A 14,626-nucleotide genomic window follows, 5' to 3' on the forward strand; every position below is an offset into this window, starting at 1 on the left:
ATGTTCAGTAATAAAAACAAAAAAGACAATACCGTTGAAAGAAAATCTACAAGTAGAAATGTAATCGGAAGAGGAACTAAAATTACAGGAGATTTTGTCTCTGAAGGAGATTTTAGAATCGATGGAACTTTAGAAGGTACATTAAAAACTAACGGTAGAGTAATTATAGGTCAAGAAGGTTTTATTAACGGTACTGTAGAGTGTAACAATGCAGACGTTGAAGGAAGATTTTCTGGAGAGTTTAACGTGTCAAACACCTTAACAGCCAAGTCTACTGCAAATATTACTGGTAATGTAAACGTAGGGCAAATTTCTACTGAACCTGGAGCTGCATTCAATGCGACATGCAATATGAAAGGAGCAATTAAAGAACTAGGAGGTAAAGAAACTAATGCCCAAAAAGACAAACAAAAGTCAGCTTAAACAATACGCACGTTTTAGTGGAATAGCCATTCAAATGGGAATTACTATTTACCTTGGAAGTTTATTAGGTAAATGGCTAGATGGCAAGTACCCTAATTCAAGCGATTTATATACTAAAATTTGCACTTTAGCTGCTGTTTTCATAGCTATGTATTCAGTAATAAAACAGGTTATTAATCTTTCTAAGAACAATGATTAACATATTCCTGTTTATTGTACCGTAATCTTATCAATTTTTGAAATATCACTAATAATTTCGATAAAGAAATATACACTTTACTTAGTTTAGTTAGTGTTTGTTTAGATTAATAATTATTTTTCACTGAATAATTAAACAGATGCTATTTTCTTGTAAACATTAGGGTTATGTTTTTCCATGTAAAATTCAGGATGAGGTACTTCAGTAAACCCAAACTTTTTATAAAGCCATTCGGCTGTGTTTGTCAATAAAATCCAACGTCTTAATCCTTGTAAATTAGGATGCTCCATTATTTCATTTATTAACCATTTACTTAATCCTTTTCCTCTATATTCATCTAGAATATAAACATCTCCTAAATAAGCTATAGTTGAAAAATCGGATATTATTCTTGCGTATCCAATTTGCTTGTCTTTATGATAGAGTCCAAAATTCAAAGAGTTTTCAATTGATATTTTTAAAGTATCGAAAGGAATTCCATTAGCCCAATCAGTTTCGTTTGCAAGAAATTGGTGAATGCTTAAAATATTCAATTTACTTTTGTCAGTTGAAATGGTGTAATCATCTCTATGTGCTTCTCTAGTTTTCATTTCTGTTAACTTTTTTTGATTAAAATAGGTTGTTTTAAGTTTCCGCCTAAATTAAAAAAAATAAGAGATTTTATTCGAGTTTTCCCCGGTTTTGTCATCTGATGAAAATATTGATTAATTTCTCGCTGTTTTTATAAATTTTATCACATTAACCTTTCTACAACTGAGAAAAAAGAAAAACAACGTATTAGTTTAACAATTCCTAAAATAGATGCTTCTATAATAAATGATCTGAATCTAAATACTTAAACACTAAAATTTGTACTTTAGCAGCCGTTTACATTGGATATATTCAACAATACACACAGTAATTAATTTTCTAAATATAATGATTAAGCGTATTCTTTTATTTACAGCAGTGCTAGTATTTCTTTTTATATTAAGTTATTTCACAAATACTTATTTAGTAAAAGAAATGACGATTTCTTTTTCATTGTTAAATGTGTATGTGTTTCATGTCCTAGCAGCACTTGTAGTATATGCAATTGTTGAGTTTATTGCAGATATACTTCCCAATCAAGCAGGCTATGCCTATTTAGCTTCTATATTTATTAAAATAGGTTTATTTGTGTTGATTTTTAACGCATCTGTCTTTAGTAAAGAAAATCTATCAAGACCAGAACGAGTATCTTTAGTTGTACCACTATTTCTGTTTTTAATTACAGAAGCCGTTGCAATTTCTAAACTCTTAAATAATAAGCAATTCAATTAAACTATAACGTTTTAGGAACGATATTAAAGTATATCTAAAAAAGAGTTTGTAGTTTTAATTAAATGTGTACCTTTGCACCGAAATTTAGAGACCATAATTCTACATTTAGTAAGGTATGATGATAGCAAAAAAATCTATCAAGTTTGTAGCAATACTAGCATTAGTATTTACTTCATTTAACGTATTCGCTGGAGGAGGAGAAACTCCAAGCAAAGGAGGACAGATTAATACTCCTGAATCTATTAAAGGCTATATCAAACACCACTTAGCCGATTCACACGATTTTACATTGTATTCGTATACAAATGATGCAGGTGAAAGAAAACATGTTGGTTTTCCATTGCCAGTAATTGTTTGGACGAGCAAAGGTTTAAAAACTTTCATGTCTTCTGCTTTTCATCACAATGACGATGGTCATGTGGTTGTAGAAAGAGGTGGTGTTAAGTTTGCTAAAATTCATAGTAAAATATATGAGTTAGATGCAGATGCTGAGCATGTAAAACTAGATGAAGCACACCACGCAACAAACGCACACAAAGTGTTGGATTTCTCAATCACTAAAAGTGTTTTCGGAATGTTATTCGCTGGATTACTAATGTTCTTAGGGTTTGGTTCTTTAGCTAAAGGATACAAAAAAGGAGCTATTCCAACAGGAGTTGGTCGTGTTCTTGAGCCTTTAGTATTATACGTAAGAGATGAAATCGCTAGACCAAATATTGGTGAGAAAAAATACAAGAAGTTTATGCCGTATTTATTAACGGTATTCTTCTTTATCTGGATATTAAATTTATTAGGATTAACTCCAATAGGATTTAACGTTACAGGTCAAATTGCAGTTACAATGTGTTTAGCATTATTTACTGCGATAATATATTTAACTAATGGTTCTAAAGATTTCTGGGCTCACACACTATGGATGCCAGGTGTACCAGTAGTATTAAGACCAATATTAGCAGTAATTGAATTAGTAGGGTTTGTTTTAATTAAGCCATTCTCGTTATTAGTTCGTTTATTTGCAAACATTACAGCAGGACACTTCGTAGTAATGAGTTTAATCGCTTTAATGATTGTTTTAAAGAAGGATTTTGGACCTATAGCTTCAACAGGAATGTCTTTTGTTTTAGCAACATTTATTATGGTAATTGAGGTATTAGTAGCGTTTTTACAAGCGTTTATCTTTACCATGTTATCTGCCCTATTCATCGGAATGGCAGTAGAAGAGCATGAACACGATCATGCACATCATTAATATAGAATAAGAATTTGTTTAATTATATAAATCAAGTATCATGACAGGAACTCTTAATTTAATAGGAGCAGGATTAATCGTAATCGGTGGAGGAATCGGATTAGGTCAAATCGGTGGAAAAGCAATGGAAGGAATTGCTCGTCAACCTGAGGCTGCTGGTAAAATCCAAACTGCGATGATCATCATCGGAGCATTATTAGAAGGATTAGCATTCGGTGCTTTAATCTTAGGAAAATAATTCCAAAAGAAACAAAAACAAAACATTTTCCTGTAACGGTTGGTTACAGGAAATGTTTTCAAATTAAACAAAAAAGATTTTTAAAAGAATAAATTAAATATAATGGATCAGTTATTAAATGATTTTTCGCCAGGGTTATTTTTCATGCAAGCGATAATCCTTATCGTATTATTAGTTTTATTAGCTAAGTTTGCTTGGAAACCAATTTTAAATTCTCTTGACGAAAGAGAAGAAGGTATTCAGAGTGCTTTAGATCAAGCTGAGAATGCTCGTAAGGAAATGCAAAACTTACAGGCTGATAATGAAAAATTATTAAAAGAAGCGAGAGCAGAACGTGATGCAATGATGAAGGAAGCTCGCGAGATCAAAGATAAAATTATTGCTGATGCTAAAGAAGAAGCAGGAGAAGAAGCTTCTAAAATGATTGAAAATGCAAAAGCAACAATCAAGCAAGATCAACAAGCTGCAATTGCAGAATTAAAGAAAAAAGTAGCAGAGCTTTCAATTGGTATCGCTGAAACAGTTGTAAAGAAAGAATTAGCTTCTCAAGACGATCAATTAAAGCTTGTAGAAGGAATGTTAGAAGACGTTACTTTAAACTAATCAAGCATAATGAAACAGTCAAGACCAGCATTACGTTACGCAAAAGCGATATTAAACCTAGCTAAAGAGCAAGGTAATGATGCAGAAGTAAACGATAACATGAAACTTATCGCTGCTACTGTTGCTGAAAGTGACGATTTAGATGCTATGCTTAAAAGTCCAGTTATTAAAGCTTCTGATAAAAAGAAAGTGTTAGACGCTTTATTTGGAGATAAAGTAAATAGTATCGGAAAAGGATTATTTAGCTTATTAGCTGAAAATAAAAGAATGTCAATGTTAGAAAGTGTTGCTAAGCAATACACTATCATTTTCGATTACTACAAGAACATGCAGGTTGCTACAGTTACTACAGCAGTTGCTTTAAGTTCAGAATTAGAGGCTAAGATCCAAAAAAAGATTGTTGAAATTACTGGAAACAGTGCAACAATTGAAAACGTAATAAATCCAGATATTTTAGGAGGATTTATTTTACGTGTAGGAGATGTGCAGTACGATGCAAGTATCTCTAACCAATTAAACGAATTAAGAAGAGAATTTGACAATAGTCATTATATTCCAAAAATTTAATTATACATCAAAAGATATAAGATGGCAGCAATTAAACCAGCTGAAGTATCAGCAATTTTAAAGGAACAATTAACAAATTTTGAATCAAAAGCTACGTTAAACGAAGTAGGAACTGTATTACAAGTAGGTGATGGTATCGCACGTGTTTACGGTTTATCTAACGTACAATATGGTGAATTAGTTGAATTTGGTAACGGTTTAGAAGGAATCGTATTAAACTTAGAAGAAGATAACGTTGGTGTTGTATTATTAGGAGCATCTACTGGAGTAAGTGAAGGTTCTACAGTAAAACGTACTGAAAGAATTGCTTCTTTAAAAGTTGGAGAAGGAGTTGTAGGTAGAGTTGTAGATACTTTAGGTAACCCAATCGACGGTAAAGGACCAATCGAAGGAGAAACTTTCGAAATGCCTTTAGAGCGTAAAGCACCAGGGGTAATCTATCGTCAACCAGTAACGGAACCATTACAAACAGGTATTAAGTCTGTAGATGCAATGATTCCAATTGGACGTGGACAACGTGAGTTAATCATTGGTGACCGTCAAACTGGTAAATCAACAGTTGCTATTGATACTATCTTAAATCAAAAAGAATTTTACGATGCAGGTGAGCCAGTATATTGTATCTACGTTGCAGTAGGTCAAAAAGGTTCTACAGTAGCTGCTATCGCTAACATGTTAGAAGAAAAAGGAGCTTTAGCGTATACAACTATTGTTGCTGCTAACGCTTCAGATCCTGCTCCAATGCAGGTATATGCACCTTTCGCAGGAGCTGCTATCGGTGAGTATTTCCGTGATACTGGTCGTCCAGCATTAATCATTTATGATGATTTATCTAAGCAAGCAGTTGCGTATCGTGAGGTATCTTTATTATTACGTCGTCCGCCAGGACGTGAGGCGTATCCTGGAGATGTATTCTACTTACACTCTAGATTATTAGAGCGTGCAGCAAAAGTTATTAATGACGATTCAATTGCAGCTCAAATGAACGACTTACCAGAGTCATTAAAGAGTAAAGTAAAAGGTGGTGGTTCTTTAACTGCATTACCAATTATCGAAACTCAAGCGGGAGATGTTTCTGCATATATTCCAACAAATGTAATTTCGATTACTGATGGTCAGATTTTCTTAGAGTCTGATTTATTCAACTCGGGTGTTCGTCCAGCGATTAACGTAGGTATTTCTGTATCTCGTGTAGGAGGTTCTGCTCAGATTAAGTCAATGAAGAAAGTATCTGGTACATTAAAGTTAGATCAAGCTCAGTACCGTGAATTAGAAGCATTTGCTAAGTTTGGTTCTGATTTAGATGCAGCTACAATGAATGTAATTTCTAAAGGTCAACGTAACGTTGAGATTTTAAAGCAAAATCAAGGAGATCCATTTACAGTAGAAGATCAGATCGCTATTATTTACGCAGGTTCTAAGAACTTATTAAAAGATGTTCCTGTAAATAAAGTAAAAGAATTTGAAGCAAATTATATCGAGTTCTTAAATGCAAAGCATAGAGATACATTAGATACATTAAAATCAGGGAAATTAACTGATGAGGCTACTGATGTATTAACACAAGCAGCTAAAGAGATTTCTGCTAAATATTCAGCATAATTAAAACACATTTCCTCATTGAGAAATCAATGAGGAAATTCAAACAATTTTAAGTTCATATAGATGGCAAACTTAAAAGAAATACGTAACAGAATTACTTCGATTAAATCAACAATGCAGATTACATCTGCCATGAAAATGGTATCTGCTGCAAAGTTGAAAAAGGCACAAGATGCTATTACAGCAATGCGCCCTTATTCTTCTAAATTAACTGAACTTTTACAAAGTTTAAGTGCTACTTTAGAAGGAAATACAGGAGGAGCTTATTCTGAACAAAGAGAAGTAAACAAAGTTTTATTAGTTGCTGTTACTTCTAACAGAGGTTTATGTGGAGGATTTAACTCTTCTATCATCAAAAAAACTGTTAGTACAATTAATGAAACATACAACGGAGTAGAAGTTGACCTTTTAACTATCGGTAAAAAAGGAAACGACATTTTATCAAAAGAGTATAATGTTGTTGAAAATAACAATAGTATTTTCGATGATTTAACTTTTGATAATGCTGCTGAAGTTGCTCAACAATTAATGGATTTATACGTTGCAGGTACTTACGATAGAATCGAAATTATCTACAATCAATTTAAAAATGCTGCTACGCAAATTGCAATGGTAGAGCAATTTTTACCTATTAAACCTGTTGAAGGAGAAAACAATGTTAGTTCAGACTATATTTTCGAACCTTCTAAAGAAGAGATAGTTTTAGAATTAATTCCTAAGTCATTAAAAACTCAGTTATATAAAGCAATTCGTGATTCATTTGCTGCCGAACACGGTGCTCGTATGACTGCAATGCACAAAGCAACAGATAATGCTAAGGAATTACGTGACGATTTATTATTAACATATAACAAAGCACGTCAGGCTGCAATTACTAATGAGATCTTAGAGATCGTTGGTGGGGCAGAAGCATTGAATAACTAAGAAAAAAAATATATATAAAGAAAGAGGAAAGTATGTTTACTTTCCTCTTTTTTTGTTTATTTTTGCAACTGAAAAAAGAAAATTTATTAAACTTAAATATATCGCTATGAGAAAAATTATATTTTTCCTACAACTTTTTATTTTATCAATTCTTTTATCATGTAGTAATGATGAAGAGTTAAATGTACCACCTTCTAGTGTTTCTGGAATAGAAGCTGAAGTTATATCAGAAACTAGAGTTAAAATTTCTTGGGAGGCATCAGAGGATCCAAACGGAGACGATGTTACATATACTGTAATTGTCAATGGAACTTTAATTGAAAACAAAACTAGTAATACTTCTTTAGAGTTGGATGTTACTGAATTTTTACCTTTAAGTAATAGACAATTAAAAGAAGTTATAGCTAGAGGTACAGGTTTAGAATTATCAATTAGTATAACAGCTTTTGATAGTGAAAGCAATGTTTCAGAGGAAACTGAGGTTAAACGTTATGTTTTTATCAATAGAGCTCCAGGTGATTTTGACTTTGTACAAATTGACTTTAATTTATTTAACTATGATTTTATTACATTAGAATGGTCTCCTGCTACTGATGCAGATAATGACATTCTTTCTTATGATGTTTTTATCAATGATGATCCATTAGTAGAGGATTACATCATTGGTTCTAATAATTTCAATAGTAACGGTAGTATTAGTGTAAATTATAACTTTAGAGATCTAATAGAAGATGAATTTATAATTAAAATAGTAGCTAATGATAGATCTGGAGGTACAAAAGAAATAACTAGAGCTTTTAATTTTAGAGCAACAGATGTGGACTTAGGTACAATAAGTTTACCATATAACGAATCACAGGACTACGAATTTTCAGACAACGAAACCGACAGAAAGATAGGTTATAATTTCACATTAGAAACTGCTACAGGTATATCTATTACTGATTTTACTAATAACAAATCTTTTATTCTTACAAGAAAGGATAATAATCAATTTATTAATTCAGGTGGTACTAAGTTGAATGTTGAATCTTTAGAACCAGGAGATTATTATCTTGAAATTCAAGAAGATTTTAGAAACGTACAATCAGGTACATTTTCATTAAATTTTAGAAATGCAACAGAAACGGATGTAAACTTAGGTGTACTTTCTTCTCCATTTTCTGGAACAGAAAGTCTTGAAGTATTAAATTCAGAACCAGATAACGTTATTGTTTTTGAATTTGAGGCTGTTGGGACAGCAAGATATACTTTTACAACAAATGCATCAGTTTCAATGACTTTATTTGATGAAAATAGAAATTTTTTAAATAGTAGTTTTGGATCTAACTTTACTGGAATTATTAGAAATTCTCAGAAATATTTCCTAGAGATAAGAAATCAGTCTTTTAGTCGAATTTCAGAATCAGTTAATATTAATGTTAATCCTGTAAATATCATTAATGAGAGTGAAAATTTAGGAACTATAAATACACCATTCAATAGAAATTACGAATATGACACAACTTCTTCGACAAATGGTGTAAACAGAATTAGTTTTAATATCAATACAAACGCTACTTATACTATTGAAACAATAGTAGCAAATTATGATACCTTTTTAAGATTGTATGATTCAAATGGAGTACAATTAAATTCAGATGATGATGGAGGTCAAGGCGCATTATCGAGAATTGTTGGCTCACTACAGCCAGGTAGTTATGTAATTGAAGTTGCAGGTTTTTCCGGAAATAGAGGAAATGGAGTTGTCTCTGTGAATCTTAATTAAATTCATATAAGAAAAAAATAAAGGCGAATCCATTGGGATTCGCTTTTTTTATAGTATACTCTTAATTTCCGATGAAATAGATTTAGCATCAATTCCACAAGTTTGATGTAACTCTGCTACTGTACCATGATGTATAAACTGATCTGGTATTCCTAAAACTTTAATTTGATTTTTATAATGATGTTCAGTTGCAAACTCTAAAATGGCAGAACCGAATCCACCTTTTATAGTTCCGTCTTCAATTGTAATTATTTTATCAAACTTTTTAAAGATGCGATGTAAGAGCTCCTGATCAAGTGGTTTTACAAAACGTAAATCATAATGTGCAACTTGACCCTTCTCTTTTGATGATTTTAAAGCTTCTGAGACATTTTTAGCTATAGAACCAATAGAAAGTATAGCTATTTCGTTTCCTTTTTGTAAACAAGCTCCTTTTCCTATTTCTATTGTATCAAAAGGTAATTGCCAATCGATAGTAACTCCTCTACCTCTTGGGTAACGAATCGCTATAGGATTTTTTATACCTAACTGAACTGTATATAAGATGTTTCTTAATTCAATTTCATTCCGTGGAGCGAAAATAGTTAGGTTTGGAATACAACGTAAATAAGCAAGATCAAAAACACCATGATGTGTTGCTCCATCTTCACCGACTAATCCAGCACGATCTAAACAAAAAATCACAGGTAGATTTTGCAAAGCTACATCGTGGATAATTTGATCGTAAGCTCGTTGCAAAAACGTGGAATAGACATTACAATAAGGAATAATACCTTCGGCGGCCATTCCAGCAGCTAAAGTAACAGCATGTTGTTCTGCTATTCCAACATCGAAAGTTCTATTTGGAAACTTATCTAACATAAATTTTAAAGAACTCCCAGTTAACATTGCTGGAGTAATTCCAACTATTTTATCGTTTTGTTCTGCAAGTTCTACAATAGTTTTTCCAAAAACATCTTGATATTTTGGTGGTTGAATACTCTTAGGCTTCGGAAGTAAATCTCCAGAAACTTTATCAAACTTTCCAGGAGCATGATATTTCACCTGATCTTCTTCTGCCTGACGTAATCCTTTCCCTTTTGTTGTAATAACATGTAAAAACTTAGGTCCAGAAATATGTTTTAAACGTTGTAATTCACGAATAATTTCCTCCAAATTATGACCGTCAATTGGACCAGAATAATCAAAGTTTAGAGCTTCAAAAATATTATCTTGTTCAACATCACTTCTTTCAGACTTAACTCGAGTTAAATACTCTTTTAAAGCTCCTACAGCAGGATCAATTCCTATGGCATTATCATTTAAAATAACTAAAAGATTAGCATTAGTTACTCCAGCGTGATTTAAAGCTTCAAAGGCCATTCCACTAGCTATCGATGCATCTCCAATAACAGCGATATGATGTTTATGTTCACCTTTTAGTTGCGAAGCAATTGCCATTCCTAAAGCTGCAGAAATTGATGTTGAAGAATGTCCAACTCCAAATGTATCGTATTCACTTTCGCTACGTTTTGGAAATCCAGAAATCCCGTGAAGTTGGCGATTGGTATGAAAATTATCTTTTCTACCCGTTAAAATTTTATGTCCGTATGCTTGATGTCCAACATCCCAAACCAATAAATCTTCAGGAGTATTAAATACATAATGCAACGCTATGGTAAGTTCAATAACACCTAAACTAGCACCTAAATGACCTTCTTTGGTAGCTACAATATCAATAATAAATTCACGAAGCTCTTGAGCTACTTGAGGCAATTCCTTTGTGTCTAATTTTCTAAGATCTGAAGGAATGATAATAGTATTTAATAGCTTTTCAGACATGAGACAAAGTTAGTGATAAGTTGTAACTAAGAAGTTGAGTGTTTTATTTTTTTTGATTCATTAGAACGATTTCAAACTAACACTTTTACTAACTTTGCAGTATGAGTAAATTGTATTTGGTACCAACGCCTATCGGAAATTTAGAAGATATTACTTTTAGAGCCTTAAAAGTGCTAAAAGAAGTTGATTATATTTTAGCTGAAGACACAAGAACAAGTGGAAAATTATTAAAGCATTTCGATATAAATACGCCAATGCAATCGCATCATATGCATAATGAGCATAAAACAGTTGAGCATATCGTAAAGCGAATTCAGGCAGGAGAAATATTTGCCTTAATTTCAGATGCTGGAACTCCAGCTATTTCAGATCCAGGTTTTTTATTAACTCGCGCTTGTATTCAAAATAATATCGAAGTGGAGTGCTTGCCAGGAGCTACAGCTTTTGTTCCCGCTTTAGTAAATTCTGGATTACCGAATGATAAGTTTGTATTTGAAGGTTTTTTACCCGTAAAAAAAGGTCGCCAAACACGATTGAAGTTTCTTGCAGAAGAAACTCGAACCATAATTTTCTATGAAAGTCCACATAAGTTGTTAAAAACATTAACGAACTTTTCTGAATATTTCGGAGAAGAACGTTTAATATCAGTTTCTAGAGAATTGACAAAAATGTTCGAAGAAACCAAACGAGGAACTGTAAAAGAAGTGTTATCATATTATACAGAGAAACCTGCCAAAGGCGAGATTGTAATTATTGTTGATGGTAAAAAGTAAACTATACTAACTTATATTCTGGATATTGTTCTTCTAGTAATTCTTCAGCTTTGTTAGGAATAACATGAACTGTAACATGAGCAATTATAATAGTAAGAACTAAAATACTAGCACAAAAAACTCTGTTGGTTTGGCTTAATTCTAAAAAATTATGATTATTTGGTAAAGAGAAGTCAACCATATAAAATAAAATTAGCGCTAAGTTTCCCACACCTTGAGCTAAAATAATGTTTTCTAGCATCCATTTTTTTCCTGTAGTCTTTTGTTTACGAGTAATTTTTTTTCTTGATTGAAACATTTTAATAAATTCAAAAGAGATAATACAAAAGTAAATTGTAGCGTAAATGTAAAATGCATGATTGAAGCTCTGAACTTCATAAAATAACCAAACTAGACAGGCAGTTAGAATAATTTTAGGTAGTTTAAACCACTCTTTCACAAAACGTAAAATGATTTTTAAATATCTTTTTGAAAGTTGACGTTGCTTTTCTTCAACTACATCCATAAAACCATAAATACCAAATTTTTTGAAAGAAATATCTCTAGCTTTTTCGAAAGACAACTCAGGTTTTTCTTCCCAAATTGCTTCGATATCATTCGCTAAATGATCTACCAATTCGGTTTGAACATCATAATATTCAACATAATGTTTTCTTGTAAATGTATATAAGTCTTGTATTTGTGTATCTGTTAATTTCATTAGGCTAGCAATTTTTTAAATTTTTCGATTTTTTCTACGGATTCTTTGCATAGTTTGTATCCTGAATAAGAAGCTATGCTATATAAAGGAAGAAGAACAAGCCAAATAAGAGTTTGACTATCTGTTGATAAATCCTCCATGAAATTAGTCACAGGTTGTAACATTACAAAGGCTAAACCAAAATAAAATATTCCGTAACTAACGTTGACAGAATTACCAAGTTTTTTTCTCCATATGATGATGGAATAAATAAAAAACATAATAATTGGCACTAAAAATAAAGCAAAATTAATCTTAGAGAATGTGCTGTAAGATAATTGTTTTGATAAATAAAAATAGCAACAAAAAGCTACAGAAAATAAGATCGGATTAATAGGTTTAGTGAAAAACTGAAGCATCCCTTTAAAGTATTTTTTTCTGTAGATATCATTCGTTTTTTTCCAACCGTTTGTGTGAATCGAATTTAGCTTCTTATACCAACCAGCTTTTTTTAATGAAGTTTCAAATTCTAATTGAAAGTCATTTGTAGTAGCATTATGTTCGATATCAGAAACAATATGATCTACCATTTCTATTCTTAAATCCCAGTATTTTATTCCTCCTTTCTTCAAAAGAACATCAATTTCTTGTATTTGTAAGTCTGTTAATTTCATAGCGTTTTCAATTTTTTATAAATGTTATTAGTTTTGGTAAATTCTTTAAAGAAAAACTTAAACCCAATGTAAGAGTAGAAAAGTGTGGAACTAAAAATTAAAGCAACTACTACAGGGTAATCGAAAACATTGAAATCAAAAAACACTTTAGGAATATGAATAAAAACATTCAATATAGATAATCCGAAAAAAGCTAATGATCCAACATGACTTAATTGTAACGATTTATAATATGCTTTTCTAGAAAGAAAATATCCTAAAGGAATCAAGTATGCTACCATAATAAGTATCATACTGTATTTTAGTATTGATTTGTAATGAGCTATTTCATAAAGTAAAAACAACACAAAGAAAAAAGCACCAATTACTAAAGGGTTGGACAAAGTTTTTTTCCTAAAACCTGAGAAATTCCTCCTAATTTTCTTTGAAGTGGAATTATGATATTGCTTAATAACATCTTCAAATGAACTACCATTAAAATTTTCTTTCCAACCTAACTTTTTAAAAACATCCCAAAGAGCAGTTTTAAAATCTATATTATCAGGTGTGTTTTCTAATTCAGAAACTACATGATCTAATAATTCAATTCTAACATCCCAATATTTAATTCCGTTTTCCTCAAGTAGATTATCGATGTAAGTAACTTGTTCATTCGTAATTTCCATAGCTATTGAATTAAAAAGTTATACTTGTTTTTAATTATTTCACTTTTCCTGTGAAAATTGAAATGTATTAAAGCAGTAATTATTAAAGTAAATAGAGACTGATACATTATGAACTCAGAATAATTTCCTTCAATGTAAACGTCTATATAACTTGGGAAAATTAGAATTAACAATGAAAAAAGAGAAATTATTCTAGAGTAAAACTTAATAAATCGTAATTCTTTAAAACGTTTCAGAAAAAACTGAATTTTAATAGCAGTGTAAACATATAATACAATTACTGTTGTAAAAAATAGAATAGATAATTCTTTAAAGTATACAGATCCAAAATTGACTAACACTAAAATCAAAAGAGTGATTGTAAATGAAAACTTAGGTTTCAGTAATAAACTAAATAGCTCTTTGCACAACTTTTTTAAGTAATACCAATTCAATTGTTTTACTTGATTGTTATATCTTTTTAGAATGCCATCCTTTCGACTTAACATATATTTTAAAAAAGGTGTTTGAAAACCATCATCTTTAAAAAAAGCATTTATATCATCAACACTATTTTCAATTTCAGAAGCTATATGATCAACCATTTCTAGTCGAATATCAAGAGACTCGACACCAATTGCCTCTAAAAAATCATTTATTCTTTCAATATGTTTTTCATCTGATTTCATAGTTATTCTAAACCTAATTTTGGATTCACCAAATGCTGCATTGTATTTAAAAATTCTTGCATTTGCTGTAGCCGATTTACAGTTTCTGTTGTTCCTGTTTCAGTCAATTTATAATACTTTCTCAGGCGATTTCCCACTTTAGCGACTTCTACATCTAACAAACCTTCAGCTTCGAGTTTATGTAATGCAGGATACAAAGCTCCTTCTGTTATCTGTAGTTCTCCTTTCGTAAGCTCCTTTACTTTCTGAGTAATTTCATAACCATACATTTTGTCTTGTTCAGCTAAAAGCTTTAAAATGATGGTTTGTAAAGAACCTTTATACAATTTTTGATTTCCCATTTTTAAGAATTTTTATCTTATACCTAAAAAACTTAGGTATACAAATATACATAAAATTCTTATACATAAAAATCTTAGGTATGTTTTTGAAGTTGATTTATACGTTTGATTCCTCTTTTCTTTAGTATTT

Annotated in this window: 18 protein-coding genes; 11 read left to right on the forward strand and 7 right to left on the reverse strand. The window is 31.2% G+C overall.

Annotated elements, in window-relative coordinates:
• The gene (locus tag AQ1685_RS00895; protein ID WP_095068854.1) at positions 1–423 is read left to right on the forward strand and encodes a bactofilin family protein; all 423 of its coding nucleotides are present in this window, start codon (positions 1–3) and stop codon (positions 421–423) included.
• Entirely contained in the window at positions 392–622 is a 231-nt protein-coding gene (locus AQ1685_RS00900) for an AtpZ/AtpI family protein (protein WP_095068855.1), read from the forward strand. Before AQ1685_RS00895 ends, AQ1685_RS00900 begins: the two co-directional genes overlap by 32 nt.
• A gap of 131 nt (positions 623–753) precedes the next feature.
• Here the strand turns inward: AQ1685_RS00900 and AQ1685_RS00905 are convergent, their stop codons facing one another.
• Positions 754–1,212 carry a GNAT family N-acetyltransferase gene (locus AQ1685_RS00905; RefSeq protein ID WP_095068856.1) on the reverse strand — a complete coding sequence of 153 codons (459 nt, stop codon included), beginning with the start codon at positions 1,210–1,212 and terminating at the stop codon, positions 754–756.
• Between the two features lie 328 nt (positions 1,213–1,540).
• On the opposite strand from AQ1685_RS00905, the gene AQ1685_RS00910 reads away from it, so the two are divergent.
• The 8 genes from AQ1685_RS00910 to AQ1685_RS00945 all read left to right on the forward strand — a co-directional run bounded on the left by AQ1685_RS00910 (position 1,541) and on the right by AQ1685_RS00945 (position 8,875).
• The gene (locus AQ1685_RS00910) at positions 1,541–1,924 is read left to right on the forward strand and encodes a DUF6168 family protein (protein WP_095068857.1); all 384 of its coding nucleotides are present in this window, start codon (positions 1,541–1,543) and stop codon (positions 1,922–1,924) included.
• A gap of 115 nt (positions 1,925–2,039) precedes the next feature.
• Entirely contained in the window at positions 2,040–3,173 is a 1,134-nt protein-coding gene (gene atpB / locus AQ1685_RS00915) for a F0F1 ATP synthase subunit A (RefSeq protein WP_095068858.1), read from the forward strand.
• A gap of 40 nt (positions 3,174–3,213) precedes the next feature.
• Positions 3,214–3,411, forward strand: coding sequence for an ATP synthase F0 subunit C (atpE, locus tag AQ1685_RS00920; protein WP_095068859.1), 198 nt, complete (start codon positions 3,214–3,216; stop codon positions 3,409–3,411).
• Between the two features lie 102 nt (positions 3,412–3,513).
• Positions 3,514–4,014: a F0F1 ATP synthase subunit B gene (locus tag AQ1685_RS00925; protein WP_095068860.1), complete on the forward strand. Its 501-nt coding sequence runs from the start codon at positions 3,514–3,516 to the stop codon at positions 4,012–4,014.
• Between the two features lie 9 nt (positions 4,015–4,023).
• Positions 4,024–4,581, forward strand: a complete 558-nt coding sequence (gene atpH / locus AQ1685_RS00930; RefSeq protein ID WP_095068861.1) for an ATP synthase F1 subunit delta — start codon at positions 4,024–4,026, stop codon at positions 4,579–4,581.
• Positions 4,582–4,602: 21 nt separating this feature from the next.
• On the forward strand, positions 4,603–6,183 hold the full coding sequence (gene atpA / locus AQ1685_RS00935; RefSeq protein WP_095068862.1) for a F0F1 ATP synthase subunit alpha: 1,581 nt from the start codon (positions 4,603–4,605) through the stop codon (positions 6,181–6,183).
• A 63-nt stretch (positions 6,184–6,246) separates the two neighbouring features.
• Positions 6,247–7,107 (forward strand): ATP synthase F1 subunit gamma, encoded by an 861-nt coding sequence (atpG, locus tag AQ1685_RS00940; protein WP_095068863.1) that lies wholly within the window; start codon positions 6,247–6,249, stop codon positions 7,105–7,107.
• A gap of 106 nt (positions 7,108–7,213) precedes the next feature.
• Positions 7,214–8,875, forward strand: coding sequence for a fibronectin type III domain-containing protein (locus AQ1685_RS00945; protein WP_157730038.1), 1,662 nt, complete (start codon positions 7,214–7,216; stop codon positions 8,873–8,875).
• Between the two features lie 48 nt (positions 8,876–8,923).
• On the opposite strand, the gene dxs is transcribed toward AQ1685_RS00945, so the two are convergent.
• Positions 8,924–10,696 (reverse strand): 1-deoxy-D-xylulose-5-phosphate synthase, encoded by a 1,773-nt coding sequence (gene dxs / locus AQ1685_RS00950; RefSeq protein ID WP_095068865.1) that lies wholly within the window; start codon positions 10,694–10,696, stop codon positions 8,924–8,926.
• Positions 10,697–10,797: 101 nt separating this feature from the next.
• Here dxs and rsmI point away from each other — a divergent pair, with 101 nt between their 5' ends.
• Positions 10,798–11,469 (forward strand): 16S rRNA (cytidine(1402)-2'-O)-methyltransferase, encoded by a 672-nt coding sequence (gene rsmI, locus AQ1685_RS00955; RefSeq protein ID WP_095068866.1) that lies wholly within the window; start codon positions 10,798–10,800, stop codon positions 11,467–11,469.
• A gap of 1 nt (position 11,470) precedes the next feature.
• Here the strand turns inward: rsmI and AQ1685_RS00960 are convergent, their stop codons facing one another.
• The 5 genes from AQ1685_RS00960 to AQ1685_RS00980 are packed head-to-tail and all read right to left on the reverse strand — an operon-like array spanning position 11,471 to position 14,496.
• Positions 11,471–12,169 (reverse strand): hypothetical protein, encoded by a 699-nt coding sequence (locus AQ1685_RS00960; RefSeq protein WP_095068867.1) that lies wholly within the window; start codon positions 12,167–12,169, stop codon positions 11,471–11,473.
• Entirely contained in the window at positions 12,169–12,822 is a 654-nt protein-coding gene (locus tag AQ1685_RS00965; protein WP_095068868.1) for a hypothetical protein, read from the reverse strand. The genes AQ1685_RS00960 and AQ1685_RS00965 overlap by 1 nt, the downstream gene beginning before the upstream one ends.
• Positions 12,819–13,487, reverse strand: a complete 669-nt coding sequence (locus AQ1685_RS00970; protein WP_095068869.1) for a hypothetical protein — start codon at positions 13,485–13,487, stop codon at positions 12,819–12,821. Before AQ1685_RS00970 ends, AQ1685_RS00965 begins: the two co-directional genes overlap by 4 nt.
• Before the next feature lie 2 nt (positions 13,488–13,489).
• Entirely contained in the window at positions 13,490–14,155 is a 666-nt protein-coding gene (locus tag AQ1685_RS00975) for a hypothetical protein (RefSeq protein WP_095068870.1), read from the reverse strand.
• Between the two features lie 2 nt (positions 14,156–14,157).
• Positions 14,158–14,496, reverse strand: coding sequence for a PadR family transcriptional regulator (locus AQ1685_RS00980; protein WP_095068871.1), 339 nt, complete (start codon positions 14,494–14,496; stop codon positions 14,158–14,160).
• Between the last annotated feature and the right edge of the window lie 130 nt (positions 14,497–14,626).

It is taken from the genome of Tenacibaculum jejuense (genome assembly GCF_900198195.1).
Classification (GTDB): Bacteria; Bacteroidota; Bacteroidia; order Flavobacteriales; family Flavobacteriaceae; genus Polaribacter; species Polaribacter jejuensis.